This window comes from Kitasatospora sp. NPDC091207, assembly GCF_044768625.1.
Taxonomy (GTDB): Bacteria; Actinomycetota; Actinomycetes; order Streptomycetales; family Streptomycetaceae; genus Kitasatospora.
Genome location: NZ_JBIVVS010000016.1, coordinates 1 through 19076, shown reverse-complemented (window position 1 = coordinate 19076; position 19076 = coordinate 1). Strand labels below are relative to the sequence as shown.

Genomic DNA, 19076 nt, shown 5'->3' with positions numbered 1-19076 from the left:
CGGCAGGCGGTCCCCGGCGGCGCCACCGGGGCCGCACGGGTCTCACAGACCGCACGGGCGCGGCTCCCGCGCCGGCCACGGGCACGGCCACGGGCACCGCGCCAACGGCGCAGGGCGCCACCCCCCTACGGGAGCGGCGCCCTGCGTGGCGGCGGACCGGGCGGGCCGGTCCCGCCTCAGCTCTTGCGACGGCGGCCCTTGGCCGACTTGGCGGCCTTGCGGCGCTCGGCGCGGGTCAGCCCGTCGCCCTCGTCCTCCGGCGCCAGGTCGTCGAAGTCGCCCTCGACGACTCCGCCACCGACCTCGTCCGAGGGGGCCGTGTAGTGCAGCCGCTGCGGCTTGGGGGCGTCCAGGCCCTTGGCCTTGATCTCCGGCCGGGCGGCGTCCTTCTCCAGCTTGTCGAGCAGCACCTCGGCGTCCGCGACCGGCACCTCCTCGACCTGCTGCTCGACCTGGACCTCCAGGTTGAACAGGTAGCCGACGGACTCCTCCTTGATGCCCTCCATCATCGCGGTGAACATGTCGAAGCCCTCGCGCTGGTACTCGACCAGCGGGTCGCGCTGCGCCATGGCCCGCAGGCCGATGCCCTCCTGGAGGTAGTCCATCTCGTAGAGGTGCTCGCGCCAGCGGCGGTCCAGCACCGAGAGGACGACCCGGCGCTCCAGCTCGCGCATGATCTCCTCACCGAGCTGGTCCTCTCGGGCGCCGTACTGCCCCTGGATGTCCTCCTGGATGGCCTTGGTGAGGAACTCCGGGGTGAGCCCGGCGGTGCCGCCGGCCTCCTCCTCCAGCTCCTCCAGGTCCAGGGTGACGGGGTAGAGCTGCTTCAGCGCGGTCCAGAGCTTCTCGAGGTCCCAGTCGTCCTCGTAGCCCTCGCCGGTGGCCGCCTTGACGTACGCCTCGACGGTGTCGTCCATGAAGTGGCCGACCTGCTCCTGCAGGTCCTCGCCCTCCAGCACGCGGCGGCGCTCGCCGTAGATGACCTCGCGCTGGCGGTTCAGCACCTCGTCGTACTTGAGGACGTTCTTGCGGATCTCGAAGTTCTGCTGCTCGACCTGGGTCTGCGCCGAGGCGATGGCGCGGGTGACCATCTTGGACTCGATCGGCACGTCCTCGGGCACGTTGGCCATCGAGAGCACGCGCTCGACCATGCCGGCCTTGAACAGGCGCATCAGGTCGTCGCCGAGCGACAGGTAGAAGCGGGACTCGCCCGGGTCACCCTGACGGCCGGAGCGGCCGCGCAGCTGGTTGTCGATCCGGCGGGACTCGTGCCGCTCGGTGCCGAGGACGTAGAGGCCGCCGGCCTCCTTGACCTCGTCCTGCTCCGCCTTCACGGACGCCTTGGCCTTCTCCAGCGCGGCCGGGAACGCCTCCTCGTACTCCTCCGGGGTGTCGACCGGAGTGATGCCGCGCTGGGCCAGCTCGGCCGCCGCGAGGTGGTCGGAGTTGCCGCCGAGCATGATGTCGGTACCGCGGCCGGCCATGTTGGTGGCGACGGTCACGGCGCCCTTGCGGCCCGCCTGCGCGACGATCTGCGCCTCGCGCTCGTGGTGCTTGGCGTTCAGCACCTCGTGCGGGATGCCGCGCTTGCGCAGCTCCTGCGACAGGTACTCGGACTTCGCCACCGACACGGTGCCGACCAGCACCGGCTGGCCCTTCTCGTGCTTCTCGGCGATGTCCTCGACCACGGCGGCGAACTTGGCCGGCTCGGACTTGTAGATCAGGTCGGGCTGGTCGATGCGCAGCGGCGACCGGTTGGTCGGGATGGGCACCACGCCGAGCTTGTAGATCTGGTGGAACTCGGCCGCCTCGGTGGTGCCGGTACCGGTCATGCCGGAGAGCTTGTCGTACAGGCGGAAGAAGTTCTGCAGGGTGATGGTGGCCAGCGTCTGGTTCTCGTTCTGGACCTCCACCCCCTCCTTGGCCTCGATCGCCTGGTGCATGCCCTCGTTGTAGCGGCGGCCGGCCAGGATACGGCCGGTGTGCTCGTCGACGATCATGACCTCGCCGTTCATCACGACGTAGTCCTTGTCCCGCTTGTACAGCTCCTTCGCCTTGATGGCGTTGTTCAGGAAACCGACCAGCGGGGTGTTCACCGACTCGTAGAGGTTGTCGATGCCGAGGTAGTCCTCGACCCGGGTGACACCCTCCTCCAGCACGCCGACGGTGCGCTTCTTCTCGTCGACCTCGTAGTCGCGCTCGATCTTCAGGCGCTGCACCAGCTTGGCGAAGTCGGCGTACCACTTGGTCGCCTGGTCCGCCGGGCCGGAGATGATCAGGGGGGTGCGCGCCTCGTCGATGAGGATCGAGTCGACCTCGTCGACCACCGCGAAGTTGTGTCCGCGCTGGACGAGTTCGTCCTTCGACCAGGCCATGTTGTCGCGCAGGTAGTCGAAGCCGAACTCGTTGTTGGTGCCGTACGTGATGTCCATCCCGTACTGACGCTTGCGCTCGGCGGGCGTCATGCTGCCCAGGATCACGCCGACTTCGAGGCCGAGGAAGCGGTGCACCCGGCCCATCCACTCCGAGTCGCGCTCGGCGAGGTAGTCGTTGACGGTGATCAGGTGCACGCCCTTGCCGGTCAACGCGTTGAGGTACGTGGGCAGGGTGCCGACCAGGGTCTTGCCCTCACCGGTACGCATCTCGGCGACGTAGCCGAGGTGCAGCGCGGCACCGCCCATGATCTGGACGTCGTAGTGGCGCTGGCCGAGCACTCGCCGGGCGGCCTCGCGAACGGTCGCGAACGCCTCGGGGAGGATGTCGTCCAGGGACTCACCATCGGCGATCCGCTGCTTGTACTCGTCGGTCAGCGCGCGCAGCTCGGCGTCGGTGAGGTTGACGAAGTCCTCTTCGATGGAGTTGACCTGGGCAGCAATCCGCTGCAGCTTGCGAAGGATCTTGCCTTCGCCGGCGCGCAGGATCTTGTCGAAGACGGACACTTGAGCGGGCTCCTTGCCTGTATTGGCACTGGACGACTGCACGACGGGTTTACCCCACCGCACGGGCCATCGTATGCGAGGAGTCCAACACCCCGGGAGGTGCGTCAGCACGCTATTCCCGTGTCACCCCTGCGGGCACATGGCCCGATAGCACCGTCCACCGGGGCAAAACGGTCAGCCGTCCCGGCAGTTGGGCGGCAGGACCCGATATTCGGATGCCCGGTTTGCTTTCTGCACGGAATAATCCGCTCATGGCAGAGCCCCGCGAGCCCCACGCACCCGACCTCGTCGCCCCCGACACCGTCTCCCCCGACACCATCGTCACCGAGCGCCTGTTCCTGCGGCCACCGCGGGAATCCGACGTGGAAGCGATCTTCGAAGCCTGCCAGGACGAGGAGATCCAGCGCTGGACGGTCGTCCCCAGTCCGTACCGCCGCGAGGACGCCGAGTACTTCGTCAACGACCTGGCCGCCAACGGCCGGCGTACCGGTGACGCCCTCGTCTGGTGCGTGGTCGAGCGTGACAGCGGGGCCCTGGTCGGCACCCAGGGGCTGGTCCGCGCCCCCGGCCGGCCGGGCACCGCCGAGATCGGCTGGTGGGCCACCAAGGAGCACCGCGGCCGCGGCTTCACCGTCGAGGCCGCCCGCGCCGTCGCCCGCCACGGGCTCACCGAACTGGGTCTGCGCCGGCTGGAGTGGGCCGCGTACGTGGGCAACGAGGGCTCCCGCGCGGTCGCCGAGAAGGTCGGTTTCCGCTTCGAGGGCACCCTGCGCTCGTACGCCGAACAGCGCGGCGAGTTCCGCGACTCCTGGATCGCCGGGCTGCTCGCCACCGACCTCGACGACTGACCGGCCCTCCGCGCCCACCACCGCCCCCGACCCGGCGGCCACCCCGCGGCCCCGCACCACACCGCACCACCCGGCCCCTGCCCCGGCCGCGGCTCCGGGCCGGGGCGCTGTCGGTACCGCGGTCTACGCTCGCCGACATGACCGCCACGACTCCCGCCACGACCCTGGGCGCCGACGAGGCCCGCCGCATCGCCCTGCGCGCGCAGGGCCTGCTCGGCGCACCGGACCGCCGGGGCGGCGTACGCGGGGTGCTGCGCCGCCTCGGCGCCGTTCAGCTCGACACCATCTCGGTGCTGGCCCGCTCGCACGAGCTGATCCCGTACGCGCGGCTCGGCGCCGTCGGCCGGCCCGCCGTCGAAACCGCCTACTGGGCGGCGGGGGCGAGCTTCGAGTACTGGTCGCACGCGGCCTGCATCCTGCCGATCGAGGAGTGGCCGCTCTTCGCGTTCCGCCGCCGCCGCTACCGCGAGCGCGCCCACGTCTGGGGCATGCAGGTGGACGCCGCCACCTACCGGTCCGTCCTGGCCAAGCTGCGCGACGAGGGGCCGCTCACCTCGACCGAGCTGGGCGGCGCCAAGAAGACGGCCGACTGGTGGGACTGGTCCGACACCAAGATCGCGGTGGAGCGGGCGCTGGCCTTCGGCGACGTGGTCTGCACCGAGCGCCGGAGCTGGAAGCGGGTCTACGCGCTGGCCGAACAGGCCGTCCCCGCCGAACTGTTCGAGCCGGACCCGACCGACGAGGACTGCCTGCGCACCCTGGTCGCCCAGGCCGGCGCCGCGCTCGGCGTGGCCACCCGGGCCGACCTGCTGGACTACCACCGGCTGAAGGCCGAGCAGTTGGACCTGGTGCTCGCCGACTCCGGCCTGGTCCCGGTGGAGGTCGCGGGCTGGGGCCCGGCCGGCGCCCCCGCCGCCGCCTGGGCCGATCCGGCCGCACTCGCCACCGCGCCGCGCGGCCGGCACCGCACCACGCTGCTCTCCCCGTTCGACTCGCTGGTCTGGGACCGCCCGCGCACCGAGCGGATCTTCGGCATGACGCACCGACTGGAGGCGTACACCCCCAAGCACAAGCGGGTGCACGGCTACTTCGCGATGCCGCTGCTGACCGGCGGGCAGCTGGTCGGCCGGGTCGATCCGGCCCGGGAGGGGCGGACGCTGGTGGCCCGTCAGGTCTCGCTGGACTCCGCACGGCACGTGGAGGCGCTGGCCACCGCCCTGCGCGAGGCGGCCACCTGGGTGGGCTGCGACAGCGTCCGGGTGGAGACCCTGCACGACGAGGCGCTGCGCCCGGCACTGGACAGGCTGCTGGCCGACTGAGCCCGCCGCGCCCGGAGCACCGGCTCCGCCGTCACCCTATTTCGAGGATCTTCTCCCGCATCGCGTAGACCACGGCCTCCATCCGCGAGTGCAGTTGGAGCTTCTCCAGGATGTTGCGGACGTGGTTCTTCACGGTGTTCTCGCTGATGAACAGCTCCTTGGCGATCTCCCGGTTGTTCATCCCGGTGGCCACCAGCTTCAGCACCTCCAACTCCCGGTCGGTCAACCGGGGCGCGGGCACCAGGTCCCGGTCGTCGGAGCGGCGCTGGATCATCGACTTGAACTCGGTGAGCAGCTTGGAGGCCATCGACGGGCTGATCTGCGACTGCCCGTCAGCGACCGCCCGGATCGCGGTGGCGACCTCGTCGGTGGAGATCTCCTTGAGCAGGTAGCCGGTCGCACCCGCCTTGATCGCCTCGTAGAGGTCGGCTTCCTCGTCGCTTATCGTCAGCATGATGATCTTGGTGCTGGGCGCCACGTCCTTGATCGCGGTGCAGGCCTCGATCCCGCTGCGGCGGGGCATCCGAACATCCATCAGAATGATGTCGGGCAGCAGGTCGGCGGCCTTCAGCACGGCCTCCGCGCCGTCCCCCGCCTCTCCGACGACCGTGATGTCCTCCTCCTCGGCGAGCACGATCTCCAGGCCGCGGCGGAACAGCGCGTGGTCGTCCACCACCAGAACGCGGATCGGCTCCCTCCGGTGCGGGGCGTAGTCGAGGTCCTCCCCCGACCTCCGCGCCACCCCCCCGGCCGGCCCCAGCCCGAAGTGATCCCCCATCCGCTCCTCCCCCGTCGCCGGTCGTCGTTCGCCAATCATTCCACGCCCCGGACGTCCTCCGGTCACCCTCCGACGCCGATTCCCCCGCTTCGGGTGACGCCCGGCGCCCCGCACCGGCCCGGACCGGCGCCACCCCGCCCCCCGGAACGCCCCCGGAACGCCGGTGACCCCGGCGGCAGGGCCGCCGGGGTCACCTCTCCCACACCGCTCGGACGGTCAGTCCTCGTCGTCGGCTCCACCGATCGCGCCACCGGCACCGCCACCCGGACCGGCCGATCCGTCGGCCTGCAGGTGGATGACGCCGTAGTTGTAACCGTGCCGGCGGTAGACGACGCTCGGCAGACCGCTGTCCTTCTCCACGAACAGGTAGAAGTCGTGGCCGACCAGTTCCATCTCGTAGAGCGCCTGGTCCAGCGCCATGGGGGCGGCCGGGTGGGTCTTCTCCCGGACCACCAGCGGGCCTTCGCCCTCCACTTCCAGGGATCCCATCATGGTCTTGCGGACGGCGCCGTTGGTCTCGCTCTCCTGCCGCGTCGTCTCGGGCAGCGCGGCCAGGGCCGCGGTCGCCTCGGCGACGCTGATGGGAGTGCGGCCGTTGCCGCCCTTGTGCACCCGGCGCCGGTCCGCGGACTTGCGCAGCTGCGCGTCGAGCTTCGCCGAAGCCAGGTCGAGCGCCGCGTACGGGTCGCCGGCGGCGGCCTCGGCCCGGATCACCGGACCGCGGGTACGGAGAGTGATCTCCACCCGCTCGGACCGGTCGGCCTGACGCGGGTTGTGCTCCTTGGACACCTCGACGTCGAGGCTGATCACCTTGCCGTCGAACTTCTGGACCTTCTCCAGCTTCTCGGCCACGTGCTCGCGGAACCTCTTGGGCACCTCGGTCTTGCGGCCCTTGACGACGATGTCCACGCAGAACTCCGATCCCTCGTGCTGACGCCGATCCGGGTGCTACCGGATCGGGCTGAGACCCAGCCGGACCAGCCAATCCACTGCTAGCCCTCCGCCTCCGCCGCGAGCGACGGAAACGACTGGCCCTCATCTCACTTCCTCCCCACCAGGGACGATTGAAACCCCCTGGAGCCTCATCGAACACCTCACACGGGGTTTTCGCCTCCCCAAGCGGGAATACGGGTGTGACCCGATGCCGTGGGCTGGCAGTCAAGCTGTTGCACCCTGTCTACCCTCTTGCGAGTGAAGCATGAGTAAATACCTGGACAACACACCCCGTACGGCGCATCCTTTGCTCACTCTCCGTGCCTGCCGCCGCCAGGAGCAGCCGTGCCGCCCACCCCCGCCCCCACCCGTCCGCCCACCGCCCAAGGGCCGTTCGGCCACGCACTGGCCGGGCTGCTGGAGGTGCTGCTGCCGGCCCGCTGCGCCGGCTGCGGCACCGACCGCACCCAGCTCTGCCCGGCCTGCCGCCAGGCCCTGGCCACGGCCCGCCCCGGCCCCACCACGCTGCCCTGGGTGCACGCCGCCGCCCCGTACGCCGACCCGGTCCGGCAGCTGCTGCTCGCGCACAAGGAGCGCGGCGCGCTGCGACTGGCCGGGCCGCTCGGCGAGGCACTCGCCCGGGCCGTGCGCTCCTCGCTCGGGCCGCGTGCCGGGCTGGCGCCGCTGCTGCTGGTGCCGATGCCCTCCGCGCGCTCCGCCGTCCGGGCCCGCGGCCACGATCCGACGCTGCGGCTGGCCGGCGCCGCCGCCCGGTCACTGCGCCGGGCCGGGCTGGACGCCCGGGCCGCGCCCCTGCTGCGGCACACCCGCCCGGTCGCGGACCAGGCCGGCCTCAGTGCCGCCGAGCGCCGGCGCAATCTGCACGGCGCGCTCACCGTCCTGCCCCGCGCGGACTGCCGGCTGACCGGCCGTCAGCCGGTTCTGGTGGACGACCTGGTGACCACCGGCGCCAGCCTGGCCGAGGCCGCGCGGGCGCTGGCCCGCGCCGGGCTCCCGCCGAAGGCGGCCGCCACCGTCGCGGCCGCCGTCCCGCACCGGCCCGGCCGGCCGCCGGGCCACCGCCCGGGCGGGCCGCGCACCGGCTAGCCCCGCCCCGGGCGACCCCGCACCCCGGACGGGGCACCGCCCGCGGGCCGGCTCAGCCCGGGTAGATGAAGGAGGACGCCCGGAAGTTGAGGACGAGCTCGCGCCACTGGCTGTTGACCAACCGGTAGATCTTGCCGTCGGCGCCCTGCCGGGCGAGCACCGGCGGAGCCTGGTCCATGGTGTCCGCCCGCGACTCCGCCGCCTGGGCCGAGGCCATCCCCTCCCCGCCCTGGGGCGGGGCCTCACTGCTCTGCGATCCGTCCGTGCTGATGTAGTGCAGCTGCTGCAGGCGGCCCTTCTCCTTGCCCAGCACCAGCAGCTGGTCGACCTCCGCCCAGGAGACCGAGGAGACCTCGGCGATCGCCGGGGCGACGCGACGCAGCCCGGTGATCCGCGCGGTGGGCGCCTCCTTGGTACCGCCGTGCACCACCAGACCGATCCAGAGCGACTGCGCCCCGCGCGCGTCCTTGAACACCAGGGCGATCCGGACGGCGTCCGAGGAGATCTTGAGGTCCTGCAGGACCTGCCCGTCGGGGCTGTCGACCGGCACCGTGAGCGGCGGCCGGTTGCCCCGCACCATCACCACCCGCCGGTTCTGCGGGTCGCGGTCCACCACCCAGAGGTCGCCGCGGCCGTCCCAGCTGGGCGAGGTCAGGCCGTCCTCGTCCTTCTGGCCGGACCGGACCGGGGTGGTGAGCACCGGCTCGGGCATCGCCTGTCCGGTGTCGGCCAGCGGGACCGTGTAGAGCTGGTGGCCCTTGCCGCCGATCGCGGCCGCCCGCTCGCCGTCCCGGGAGACCGCGATCGTGCCGAGCGGCTCCTTGCCGTTCGGCTGCGGCCGGCCGAGCGGGCCGCGCACCGCGCTGCCGTCACCCGTCTCCTGGGCCTCGACCAGGACGCCGTTGTCGGCCCGCTGGAAGAACTGCTTCTGGGCGGCCATCCCGGTCAGCGCGCCGGGGCCGGTCTTCGGCAGGTCACCGCGGGCCGCCTGGCAGCCGGCGGTGTTGTGCGGACCCTTCAGGTCCACCTTGTCCACCTGCCCCTTGCCCTGGTCGGCGAGCGTGTAGAGGAGCTGGGCGGCCATCCGCCTGCAGAGCATCGTGCCGCCGAGGTCGACACCGGCGAGCACCACGTGGGCGGCGCGGGCCTCGTCGACGCTCACCCGGTCGACGTTGGTGCCGGTCGGGAAGGCGGTCCGGGCCACCGGCGCCAGCCAGTCGGACGGCCCGGCGACCACGGCCTTGGCGGCCGAGGTCAGCGGGTCTATTCGGCGCCGCAGGTAGATCGGGTCGGCGATCAGGACCTCCGGGCTGCCGATCACCGAGGTGCCGGGCGCGGACGGGTCGTCGGCCGCGTAGAAGAAACGGTCCACCTGGCGGTAGCTGATGCGGAAGTTGGTCTCGTTGATGAGCACGCCGTCGGGCAGCGCGTCGATCCGCCACTCGCCGCTCTTCTTCTCCCGGACGAACGCGAACTGGAAGTCCGCGTCCTTCTGCCCGTCCAGGAAGGTGTACGAGTGCTTGGCGTCCACCTCCGCGACGACCATGCCGGACACCGGGGCGGCGAAGGAGGTCTCGGCCTCGGTCACGGTCTGGGCGGGCAGCGAGGGCGTGGCGGAGAGCACCTGGATGCCCGCGTCCGGCTTCCACTTCGCCGCCGCCTCGTCCGTGAGGTACATCCGGGCGGTGTCGTAGCTCTCGTCGGCGGTGACGGCGTCCAGGAACCCGGCCAGCAGGTCCCGCGGCTTGGCCCCCTTGGGGGGTGCCATCGGGAAGACCCTGACCTGCAGGTTCTTGTCCACCGCGTCCTGCGCCAGCTCGACCTTGCTGACCCCGCCGGAGTCCGGCATGGCCGCACAGCCGCCGGCCAGCAGGGCGCCCAGCACCACGCCGGCCACCGCCGCCAGCCGCGGCTCAGTCCTGCTGGTCCTTCGCACGCTGCGACCCCTCCGTGTCCGTCCCGGCTCCGCCGTGCACGGCCTCCGCCGTCCCCGCCGCACCCGGTTCCGCCGTCCGCTGGGCCACCGACGGCCACCCGGGCGTCGGGTCCACCATGACCTGCGCTCCGGTGGCACCGTACCCGGCGCCCGCGGTCCGCACGTCCGAGGGGTCGGTACGCGGCCCCTCGGGCGGCCGGCGGGCGCCCAGCCCCGGACCGATGCTCAGCACACCGCCGAGGCCGCTGCCGAAACCGCTGCCCCCGGAGCCCTCCGGGGTCTCCGGGACGGCCGGCTCCTCGGTGGCGGTCAGCGCGGTGGCACCGCCCGGCCGAATCGCCCGCCGGTAGGGCGCCCCGGTCGCGCCGAGACCCCGGTTGTTGCGCGAGTCCTCCGGCTCCAGCCGGAACGGCGCCCGGCTGATCTCGCCGCCGCGGGTGCGCGGCAGGGTGAGCCGGAAGTGCGAGCCGCCGCCGGGCTCGCCCCAGGCCTGCAGCCAGCCGCCGTGCAGGTGCGCGTCCTCGACCGCGATGGACAGGCCCAGACCGGTACCGCCGGTGGTCCGCACCCGGGACGGGTCGGCCCGCCAGAAGCGGTGGAAGACCCGGGACGCCTCGCCGGGCTTGAGCCCGATGCCGTAGTCCCGCACACCGACCGCGACGGCGCCGTCCGCCGAGCCCAGCCGGACCACGACGTCGCGGCCCTCGCCGTGCTCCAGCGCGTTGACCACGAGGTTGCGCAGGATGCGCTCGATCCGGCGGGAGTCCACCTCCGCGAGCACCGGCTCGCCGTCGCCGCGGATCACCACGGCGCTGCCCTTGGCCTGGGCCAGCGGGTCGGCGGCCTCCACCACCCGGGCGACGATCTCGCGCAGGTCGACCGGCTCGGCGTCCAGGATCGCGGCGCCGGCGTCGAACCGGCTGATCTCCAGCAGGTCGGCGAGCAGCGACTCGAAGCGGTCCAGCTGGCCCTGGAGCAGCTCGGCGGAGCGGGCCGCCATCGGGTCCAGGTCCTCGCGGCTGTCGTAGATGAGGTCGGCCGCCATCCGGACGGTGGTCAGCGGGGTGCGCAGCTCGTGCGACACGTCCGAGACGAACCGCCGCTGTACCCGGGAGAGCTCCTCCAGCTGGCGGATCTGCGCCTGCAGCGCGTTGGCCATCCGGTTGAAGGACTCACCGAGGCGGGCGATGTCGTCCGTGCCGGTGACCTTCATCCGTTCTTCCAGGTGCCCGGCGGCCAGCCGCTCCGAGATCCCGGCGGCCATCCGGACCGGGGTGACCACCTGGCGCACCACCAGCCAGGCGATCCCGCCCATCAGGATCACCACGAAGACACCGGCGGTGGCGAGGGTCCCGGTGACCAGGCCGAGGGTGTCGGTCTCCTGCCCGAAGGAGAAGACGTAGTACAGCTCGTAGGGGAAGTTGTTGGGGCCGGTGAACTGCATGCCTATGGCGAGACCGGGTTCGGTGTGTCCGCCGCTGTCGGCGGACCGGTGGATCACCGTCGGCTGGTCGAAGATCTGGCCGGGCTCGGCCGAGACCCTGGCCCGCAGGGGGTCGGGGACGCTGGTCGGCGAGATGTCACCCGTGTAGCGCGGCCCGAGACCGGCGGTCTCCGGCAGGACCGTCTTCCCGTCGCGCACCATGGCGATCACCGAGTAGACGTTCTGCCCGCTGGCCGCGAGGTCACCGACCTGCCTGAGCAGCCAGGTGCCGGTGTCATCGACCGTCTGGTCGGCGGCCGCGCCGACCTTGAGCCGCAGGTCCTTCGCCTCGTCGATCTTCTTCAGCTCGGTCTGGAAGCCGGCCCGGGCCTGGCTGCGCGCCGAGTCCTGCTTGGTCTTCAGCAGCCCGTTGCGCACCTGGGCCACCACCACCACGCCCAGCACCAGCACCACGACGACGGACAGCATCAGGGTGGCCGCGACCACCCGGAGCTGGATGGAACGGCGGTACAGCGCCGACACCCGGTGCAGGGGCCGGCGCAGCTGACGGATCACCGGCGCGAGCAGGACGGCGGGCCCGCGTCGGCGGCGGCTCCGCGTGGTCGAACTCAGCACGTCTCCGCGCACGGCGGGGCCCCCGTCGGTCGCGGACTCCGACGGGGTGTCGTCAGCCTGGTACGTCACGTCAGCTGGGTCCGGCCTTGTAGCCGACGCCACGAACGGTCACCACGATCTCGGGGCGCTCCGGATCCTTCTCGATCTTGGACCGGAGCCGCTGGACGTGGACGTTCACCAGCCGGGTGTCCGCCGCGTGGCGGTAGCCCCAGACCTGCTCCAGCAGCACCTCCCGGGTGAACACCTGCCACGGCTTGCGGGCCAGCGCGACGAGCAGGTCGAACTCCAGCGGGGTCAGCGGGATGCCCCGGCCGTCCCGCTTGACGGAGTGGCCGGCCACGTCGATCACCAGATCGCCGATGGTCAGCTGCTCCGGAGTCGGCTCCTCGGCGCGGCGCAGCCGGGCGCGAACCCGGGCCACCAGCTCCTTGGGCTTGAACGGCTTGGTGACGTAGTCGTCGGCCCCCGACTCCAGGCCCACCACGACGTCGACCGTGTCGGTCTTCGCGGTGAGCATGACGATCGGAATGCCTGACTCGGCCCGGATCTGCCGACAGACGTCGATGCCGTCCCGACCGGGCAGCATCAGGTCCAGCAGGACCAGATCAGGCTTGGTCTCCCGGAACGCGGCTAGCGCCTTGTCCCCATCCGCGACGAAAAACGGCTCAAAACCCTCACCACGCAACACAATGCCGAGCATCTCGGCCAGTGCGGAGTCGTCATCAACGACGAGGACGCGTCCCTTCATGCGTCCATCTTCTCATTACCGGATTGTGACCTGCCGCACAGCAGCCCCATTGCTCCAGAACGGCCAACTGGCAGCCCGGGCGATTTCCGGCCATACCGGACGAATGGTCTGGACCGAACCGCCCCGGACACCCCCTGGGCCACCCGCGGGCCACGTCCGGGCCACGTACCGGGCACCGCGCGGGCCCCTGTTGCCGTTCAGCAACCGGATACCCCTGGGGGCCGTCCGACCACCATGGCACGATGGGCGCTGCGCGCGGGTGAAGATCCACCCGGCCCCGCGAACCCTGACGCCCCTCCGAGGAGCAGTGATGACCGACACCCCGGGCTGGGCCTCGCCCAGCTCGTCCGAGCCGCCCCGCGACGACACCCGGCCGCCGGCCGACACGTCCGCCGCCGTGCCCGGACAGTCGGTACCACCCCACGCCGTGCCCACCGCGCCCCCCGCCTGGGGCGCCGGCTACGGCGGCCCCGGGAAGGGCGGGCCCCCGTACGGCGGCCACGGGCCGCAGGGGCCCTACGGGCAGCCCGGCTGGGGCGTCCCCGCCAGCCCCAAGCCCGGCATCATCCCGCTGCGCCCGCTCGGCCTCGGCGAGATCCTCGACGGAGCCGTCTCCACCATCCGCAAGCACTGGCGCACCACGCTCGGCCTCTCGCTCGGCGTCGCCGTCGTCGAACAGGCCGCCGTCACCGGCACCCAGCTCGCCGTGAAGGGCGACACCGGCGACCTCACCCCGGTGCTCTCCGCCCTGGTGAGCCTGCCGGTGACCATGCTGCTCAGCGTCGTCGCCGCCGCCCTGCTGACCATGGTGGTCAGCCGCGCCATCCTCGGGCAGTCCGCCACCGTCCGCGACGCCTGGCGGGACGCGCGCCCCCGGCTGCTCCAGCTGACCGGCCTCACCCTGCTGACCGGCCTGATCGGCGCCGGCATCGTGCTGCTCGGCTTCGCCCCGATGATCGGCTACCTGCTGGCCGGCGCGGACGAGCCCGCCATCGCGGCCCTGCTCTTCGTCGTCGGCCTGCTCAGCGTCCCGGCCGCGATCTGGATCTGGATCCAGCTCAGCCTGGCCGCCCCCGCCCTGATGCTGGAGAAGCAGGGCGTCCGGACGGCGCTCTCCCGCTCGCGCCGGCTGGTCCGCGGCTCCTGGTGGCGGATCTTCGGCATCAACATCCTCAGCCAGCTGATGGCCGGCATCGTCGCCGGGATCATCAGCGTGCCGTTCACGGTCGTCGGCCTGGTCCTCGGCTTCGACGACCTGACCGGCCAGGTCGACGCCGGTGACCCGGCCACCCTGCCCACCGCCGTCCTGATCACCACGGCGATCGCCGGCGTGATCGCCTCCACCCTGACCATCCCGTTCACCGCCACCATCGGCGTGCTGCTCTACGTCGACCAGCGGATCCGGCGCGAGGCCCTGGACATCGAGCTCGCCCGTGCCGCGGGCCTGCCCGAGTACGGCGGCACCGGCTGGGGCGACCAGACCGGCCCGAATCCGGCGAGGCTCTGAACCGGATGCCGACCTGGGGGGACACAGCGCTGGCGGCCGGCGGCGCTCCGGTCACCGTTCCGCGTGACCCGGCCCGCGACGCCGCCCGCGACGAACTGCTCAACGCGGACTACCACCGGCACGACCCGAGCCTCCAGCAGCGGGTCTACGACTGGGTGATGGACCGGATCGACGACGCGCTCACCGCCATCGCCGGCGACGGCACCAGCGGCACCACCGGTCTGATCCTCTTCCTGGTGGTCGCCGCGGTGATCGCCGCCGCCCTCTGGTGGCGGTTCGGCGCGCCGAAGCGGGCCGCCCGCACCACACTCGACGTCTTCGGCACCGCCGGACCGCGCGGCGCCGACCAGTACCGGGCCGACGCCGAACGGCACGCCGCCGCCGGCCAGTGGTCCGAGGCCGTCCGCGAGCAGATGCGCGCCGTCGTCCGGGCCCTGGAGGAGCGCACCCTGCTCGACACCCGCCCCGGCCGCACCGCCGACGAAGCCGCCGCCGAAGCCGGCCGGGCCCTGCCCGAGCACGCCGCCGCCCTCGCCTCGGCGGCCCGCACCTTCGACGACATCGCCTACGGCGAGCACACCGCCGACCGGGCCGCCTACCAGCAGCTGCGCGAGCTCGACCAGACCCTGGAACGCGCCCGCCCGGCGTTCGCCCCGGCCGCGGGAGGAGCGGCATGACCAGCACCACCCCCGGCCCGGCCGCGCCGCCGGCACCCGGTGGGCAGCCCGCCGAGCCCGCGTCCCCGGTGCCGCCCACGCCCACCGCGCCGCCGCGGCCCGGGCCCGCCGCCGGCACCAGCAGCCTCGCACCCACCGGCCGGAGCGTCTGGCGCCGCTCGCGCTGGTACCTGCTCACCGCCGTCCTCCTGCTGATCGCCGCCGCGGCCCTGGCCGGCCTCAACCAGGAGCGCCGCTACCCGCCGCTCGACCCGCGCTCCTACGACGCCTCCGGCTCCCACGCCGTCGTCGCGCTGCTCCAGCGCGAAGGCCTCAAGGTCGACATCACCGCCGACCTCCCCACCCGCTCCACCGGCAACGACACCCTCGTCGTCCCCGAGCCCGACCTGCTCGACGCCGACCAGCTGCGCGCCGTCGCCGCCGGCCGGCACAGCCGGCTGGTCCTGGTCGCCCCCGGTCCCGCGGCGCTCAGCGCGCTCGCCCCCGGCGTCCGTCCCTCCGAGGAGGGCGGCGGCGCCCCCTACGCCGCCGTCCGCAGCACCGCCGCCCAGTGCTCGCTCACCGAGGCCGTCCGGGCCGGCACCGCCCACCTCGGCGGCCTGCTCTACACCACCGGCAGCCGCGGCGAGGGCTGCTACCCGCGCGGCCACGGCTACCCACTGGTCGTCGTCCAGGCCGGCAAGGGCACCGAGGTCGTCGTCCTCGGCAGCGGCGACTTCCTCAGCAACGAGCTGATGAAGAAGGACGGCAACGCCTCCCTGGCGCTCGGCCTGCTCGGCTCGCAGCCCCGCCTCACCTGGCAGCTGCCCGACTACACCGCCCCGGTCGTCGACGGCGGCGACAAGCAGTTCACCGACTACATTCCCGCCGGGTGGCGCTGGGCCGCGTACCAGCTCGCCGTCGCCACCGTGCTCGCCGCGCTCTGGCGCGCCCGCCGGCTCGGCCCCGTCATCAGTGAGAACCTGCCCGTCGTGGTCCGCGCCGCCGAGACCACCGAGGGCCGCGCCCGCCTCTACCGCCGTGCCAAGGCCCGGGGCCGCGCCGCCGACGCCCTGCGCCGCGCCGCCGCCCACCGCCTCGCGCCCACCCTGGGCGTCCCCCCCGACGCGGGCGCACCCGACCCCACCGCGCTGTGCGCGGCCGTCACCGACCGCCTCCCCGACCGACCCGCCGGGGACGTACGGGCCCTCCTGTACGGCCCGCCCCCGACCGACGACGCCGCGCTGCTGCGGCTCGCCGACGACCTCGACGCCCTCGAAAGGCAGGTACGCAAGCCGTGACCGAGCAGGCCACCGCCACCCCCTTCACCACCCCCGGCACGGCGACCGCCACCCACGGCGCTCCTGACGCCCCGGGGACCGCCGACGACCCGCGCCAGGCGCTCACCGCCCTGCGCGCCGAGATCGCCAAGGCCGTGGTCGGCCAGGACGCCGCCGTCACCGGCCTGGTCGTCGCCCTGCTCTGCGGCGGCCACGTCCTGCTGGAGGGCGTCCCCGGCGTCGCCAAGACGCTGCTGATCCGCACCCTCTCCACCGCGCTCAGCCTGGAGACCAAGCGGATCCAGTTCACCCCCGACCTGATGCCCGGCGATGTCACCGGCTCCCTGGTCTACGACGCCCGCACCGCCGAGTTCTCCTTCCAGCCCGGCCCGGTCTTCACCAACCTGCTGCTCGCCGACGAGATCAACCGCACACCGCCGAAGACCCAGGCCGCCCTGCTGGAGGCCATGGAGGAGCACCAGGTCACCGTCGACGGCACGCCCCGCGCGCTGCCCGCCCCGTTCCTGGTCGCCGCCACCCAGAACCCGGTCGAGTACGAGGGCACCTACCCGCTGCCCGAGGCCCAGCTCGACCGCTTCCTGCTCAAGCTGATCCTGCCGCTGCCCGACCGCGACCAGGAGTTCCAGGTCCTCGCCCGGCACGCCTCCGGCTTCGACCCGCGCGACCTCGCCGCGGCCGGCGTCCGCCCCGTCGCCGGCCCCGAACACATCGCCGCCGCCCGTGCGCAGATCGCCAAGCTCACCGTCTCGCCCGAGGTGCTCGCCTACATCGTCGACCTCTGCCGGGCCACCCGGCAGTCCCCGTCGCTCTCCATCGGCGTCTCCCCGCGCGGCGCCACCGCCCTGCTCGGCGCCTCCCGCGCCTGGGCCTGGCTGGCCGGCCGCGACTACGTGACGCCCGACGACGTCAAGGCGCTCGCCCTGCCGACCCTGCGGCACCGCGTCGCGCTGCGCGCCGAGGCCGAGATGGAGGGCGTCACCGCCGACTCCGTCATCCAGGCCGTCCTCGCCCAGACGCCCGCCCCCCGCTGACCGCCCGCCCCGCCCCGCTCACGAAGGAGCGCACCGCATGGCCCTCACCGGGCGAACCGCCCTGCTCGCCGCACTCGGCGCGCTCGTCGTGGGCCTGCTCCTGCCGTCCTGGGGCGGGATCGCCGCCGTCACCGGCGCGGTCCTGCTCGCGGTCGTCGTCGACCTGGTGCTCGCCGCCCCCGTCCGCAGTCTGCGGATCGTCCGGGGCGGCGACACCACCGTCCGGCTCGGCGAGCCGGCCTCCGTCGAACTGACCGTCACCAACCCGGCCGGCCGCCCGCTCCGGGGCAGCGTCCGCGACGCCTGGGCCCCGTCCGCCTGGCGACGCGGCACCGAGATCGCCGCGTCCCGGCACAGCCTGCGCGTCCCCGGCCACGAGCGGCGCCGGGCCACCACCGTGCTCACCCCGACCCGGCGCGGCGACCACCACGCCCACAAGGTGACGGTCCGTTCGCTCGGCCCGCTCGGCCTGGCCGGGCGCCAGGGCTCGCACCTCGTCCCGTGGACGGTCCGCGCCCTGCCCCCGTTCAACAGCCGCAAGCACCTGCCGTCCCGGCTCGCCCGACTGCGCGAACTCGACGGCCGCACCTCCGTCCTGACCCGGGGCCAGGGCACCGAATTCGACTCCCTGCGCGAGTACCTGCCCGGCGACGACATCCGCTCGATCGACTGGCGGGCCAGCGCCCGCCGGCACACCGTCGCCGTCCGCACCTGGCGTCCCGAGCGTGACCGGCACATCCTGATCGTCCTCGACACCGGACGCACCTCCGCGGGCCGTGTCGGCGACGCCCCGCGCCTGGACGCCTCGCTCGACGCCGCGCTGCTGCTCACGGCACTCGCCACCAAGGCGGGCGACCGGGTCGACCTGCTCGCCCACGACCTGCGCAAGCGCGTCTCGGTGGCCGGCCGCTCCCCCAGTGAGATCCTGCCGGCCTTCACCAGCGCGATGGCCGTCCTGGAACCCGCCCTCTACGAGACCGACATGCGGTCGCTGGTCGCCACCGCACTCAAGATGGCGCCGCACCGTTCGCTGATCGTCCTGCTCACGGGGCTCGACGCGGCCCCCGCCGAGGACGGACTCCTGCCGCTCCTCCCGCTCCTGACCAAGCGCCACGAAGTCGTCCTGGCTTCGGTCTCCGACCCGCACCTGGACGAACTGGCCGCCGGCCGGGGCACCCTCGAGGCCGTGTACGGCGCGGCCGCCGCCGAGCAGACCCGCGCCGACCGCCGGCTCACCGCCGACCGCCTCTCCCGCCACGGCGTGACCGTCCTCGACGCCCCGCCGACCGCGGTGGCCCCGGCCCTCGCCGACGCCTATCTCGCGCTCAAGGCCGCCGGCCGGCTCTGAGCACCGTCTGGGCCCGGTCGTGGGGCCCGTCCTCTTCGTCCGCTCGCTCCACTCACCGTCGGGACCGTAGGACCGTACGACTGAGGCCCCGCCACGTTGGTGGCGGGGCCTCAGTCGTACGGTCGCGCGGCGGCGGGCGCTGCGGCGGTGCCGTGGCCCGGCCCGGCGAGCGGAGCGTCAGTGGCGGGTCGCCTCCGTCCCCTCCGTCCCCGGCCCTGGACCGACGCTTCCCCTCACCGGAGCCGCCTGGAGAACCCGGTGACCGGGGGCCCGGCCGGGACTGCGGGGCCGCACCAGTACCCGGCAGGCCTCCCCCGCGGCATCGCCTCCCACGCGGCCGGCAGCCCTAGCGGTGTCCGAGCCGACAGGTCCGGACAGCAGCCTCAGGAATACCACCCTTCGAGGCATGACCCCCGGAGGCATTTCCCGTCTTCCCGGAAACGCAAAGAACCCCCCGATCCGAAGGGATCAGGGGGTTCTTCACAATGATTGTTCGGCGGCGTCCTACTCTCCCACAGGGTCCCCCCTGCAGTACCATCGGCGCTGTGAGGCTTAGCTTCCGGGTT

At 73.2% G+C, this 19076-nt stretch carries 14 protein-coding genes and 1 rRNA gene; 8 read left to right on the top strand and 7 right to left on the bottom strand.

Annotated elements, in window-relative coordinates:
* Positions 1 to 176: 176 nt before the first annotated feature.
* Positions 177 to 2939, bottom strand: a complete 2763-nt coding sequence (secA, locus tag ACIQTO_RS24410; RefSeq protein WP_402391724.1) for a preprotein translocase subunit SecA — start codon at positions 2937 to 2939, stop codon at positions 177 to 179.
* Between the two features lie 251 nt (positions 2940 to 3190).
* On the opposite strand from secA, the gene ACIQTO_RS24405 reads away from it, so the two are divergent.
* Complete coding sequence (locus ACIQTO_RS24405; RefSeq protein ID WP_402391721.1) at positions 3191 to 3787, top strand: GNAT family N-acetyltransferase; 597 nt, start codon at positions 3191 to 3193, stop codon at positions 3785 to 3787.
* Positions 3788 to 3924: 137 nt separating this feature from the next.
* Positions 3925 to 5106 (top strand): winged helix-turn-helix domain-containing protein, encoded by a 1182-nt coding sequence (locus tag ACIQTO_RS24400; RefSeq protein WP_402391718.1) that lies wholly within the window; start codon positions 3925 to 3927, stop codon positions 5104 to 5106.
* A gap of 31 nt (positions 5107 to 5137) precedes the next feature.
* Here ACIQTO_RS24400 and ACIQTO_RS24395 read toward each other — a convergent pair whose 3' ends face one another.
* Together ACIQTO_RS24395 and hpf are read right to left on the bottom strand one after the other, a co-directional pair.
* On the bottom strand, positions 5138 to 5884 hold the full coding sequence (locus ACIQTO_RS24395) for a response regulator (RefSeq protein ID WP_380579196.1): 747 nt from the start codon (positions 5882 to 5884) through the stop codon (positions 5138 to 5140).
* A gap of 216 nt (positions 5885 to 6100) precedes the next feature.
* Complete coding sequence (gene hpf / locus ACIQTO_RS24390; protein WP_380579194.1) at positions 6101 to 6793, bottom strand: ribosome hibernation-promoting factor, HPF/YfiA family; 693 nt, start codon at positions 6791 to 6793, stop codon at positions 6101 to 6103.
* Between the two features lie 429 nt (positions 6794 to 7222).
* Between hpf and ACIQTO_RS24385 the strand changes: the two genes are divergently transcribed.
* Complete coding sequence (locus tag ACIQTO_RS24385; RefSeq protein WP_402392141.1) at positions 7223 to 7924, top strand: ComF family protein; 702 nt, start codon at positions 7223 to 7225, stop codon at positions 7922 to 7924.
* A 52-nt stretch (positions 7925 to 7976) separates the two neighbouring features.
* Here the strand turns inward: ACIQTO_RS24385 and ACIQTO_RS24380 are convergent, their stop codons facing one another.
* From ACIQTO_RS24380 to mtrA, 3 genes are read right to left on the bottom strand one after another with little or no spacing between them, the layout of a single operon-like run.
* Entirely contained in the window at positions 7977 to 9860 is a 1884-nt protein-coding gene (locus ACIQTO_RS24380; RefSeq protein ID WP_402391715.1) for an LpqB family beta-propeller domain-containing protein, read from the bottom strand.
* Complete coding sequence (gene mtrB, locus ACIQTO_RS24375; protein ID WP_402391712.1) at positions 9838 to 11988, bottom strand: MtrAB system histidine kinase MtrB; 2151 nt, start codon at positions 11986 to 11988, stop codon at positions 9838 to 9840. The genes ACIQTO_RS24380 and mtrB overlap by 23 nt, the downstream gene beginning before the upstream one ends.
* A 1-nt stretch (position 11989) precedes the next feature.
* Positions 11990 to 12667, bottom strand: a complete 678-nt coding sequence (gene mtrA, locus ACIQTO_RS24370) for an MtrAB system response regulator MtrA (RefSeq protein WP_030061806.1) — start codon at positions 12665 to 12667, stop codon at positions 11990 to 11992.
* A 310-nt stretch (positions 12668 to 12977) separates the two neighbouring features.
* On the opposite strand from mtrA, the gene ACIQTO_RS24365 reads away from it, so the two are divergent.
* The 5 genes from ACIQTO_RS24365 (at position 12978) to ACIQTO_RS24345 (ending at position 18510) form a co-directional block, all read left to right on the top strand.
* Entirely contained in the window at positions 12978 to 14174 is a 1197-nt protein-coding gene (locus ACIQTO_RS24365; RefSeq protein WP_402391709.1) for a glycerophosphoryl diester phosphodiesterase membrane domain-containing protein, read from the top strand.
* Positions 14175 to 14179: 5 nt separating this feature from the next.
* A complete protein-coding gene (locus tag ACIQTO_RS24360) occupies positions 14180 to 14851 on the top strand; it encodes a DUF4129 domain-containing protein (protein ID WP_402391706.1) in 672 nt (223 codons plus the stop codon).
* Positions 14848 to 16131 (top strand): DUF4350 domain-containing protein, encoded by a 1284-nt coding sequence (locus tag ACIQTO_RS24355; RefSeq protein ID WP_402391703.1) that lies wholly within the window; start codon positions 14848 to 14850, stop codon positions 16129 to 16131. Before ACIQTO_RS24360 ends, ACIQTO_RS24355 begins: the two co-directional genes overlap by 4 nt.
* A gap of 110 nt (positions 16132 to 16241) precedes the next feature.
* Positions 16242 to 17162 (top strand): AAA family ATPase, encoded by a 921-nt coding sequence (locus ACIQTO_RS24350; RefSeq protein ID WP_402392139.1) that lies wholly within the window; start codon positions 16242 to 16244, stop codon positions 17160 to 17162.
* A 37-nt stretch (positions 17163 to 17199) separates the two neighbouring features.
* Entirely contained in the window at positions 17200 to 18510 is a 1311-nt protein-coding gene (locus ACIQTO_RS24345) for a DUF58 domain-containing protein (protein WP_402391701.1), read from the top strand.
* 491 nt (positions 18511 to 19001) lie between these two features.
* Here ACIQTO_RS24345 and rrf read toward each other — a convergent pair.
* A 5S ribosomal RNA gene (gene rrf / locus ACIQTO_RS24340) occupies positions 19002 to 19076 on the bottom strand; the annotation flags it as partial.

Excerpts from the sequence above, each read along its gene's own strand:
- ACIQTO_RS24405 (WP_402391721.1), top strand. The coding sequence starts at position 3,191 with ATGGCAGAGCCCCGCGAGCCCCACGCACCCGACCTCGTCGCCCCCGAC.
- ACIQTO_RS24400 (WP_402391718.1), top strand. The coding sequence starts at position 3,925 with ATGACCGCCACGACTCCCGCCACGACCCTGGGCGCCGACGAGGCCCGC.
- ACIQTO_RS24395 (WP_380579196.1), bottom strand. The coding sequence starts at position 5,884 with ATGGGGGATCACTTCGGGCTGGGGCCGGCCGGGGGGGTGGCGCGGAGG.
- mtrA (WP_030061806.1), bottom strand. The coding sequence starts at position 12,667 with ATGAAGGGACGCGTCCTCGTCGTTGATGACGACTCCGCACTGGCCGAG.
- ACIQTO_RS24365 (WP_402391709.1), top strand. The coding sequence starts at position 12,978 with ATGACCGACACCCCGGGCTGGGCCTCGCCCAGCTCGTCCGAGCCGCCC.
- ACIQTO_RS24360 (WP_402391706.1), top strand. The coding sequence starts at position 14,180 with ATGCCGACCTGGGGGGACACAGCGCTGGCGGCCGGCGGCGCTCCGGTC.
- ACIQTO_RS24355 (WP_402391703.1), top strand. The coding sequence starts at position 14,848 with ATGACCAGCACCACCCCCGGCCCGGCCGCGCCGCCGGCACCCGGTGGG.
- ACIQTO_RS24345 (WP_402391701.1), top strand. The coding sequence starts at position 17,200 with ATGGCCCTCACCGGGCGAACCGCCCTGCTCGCCGCACTCGGCGCGCTC.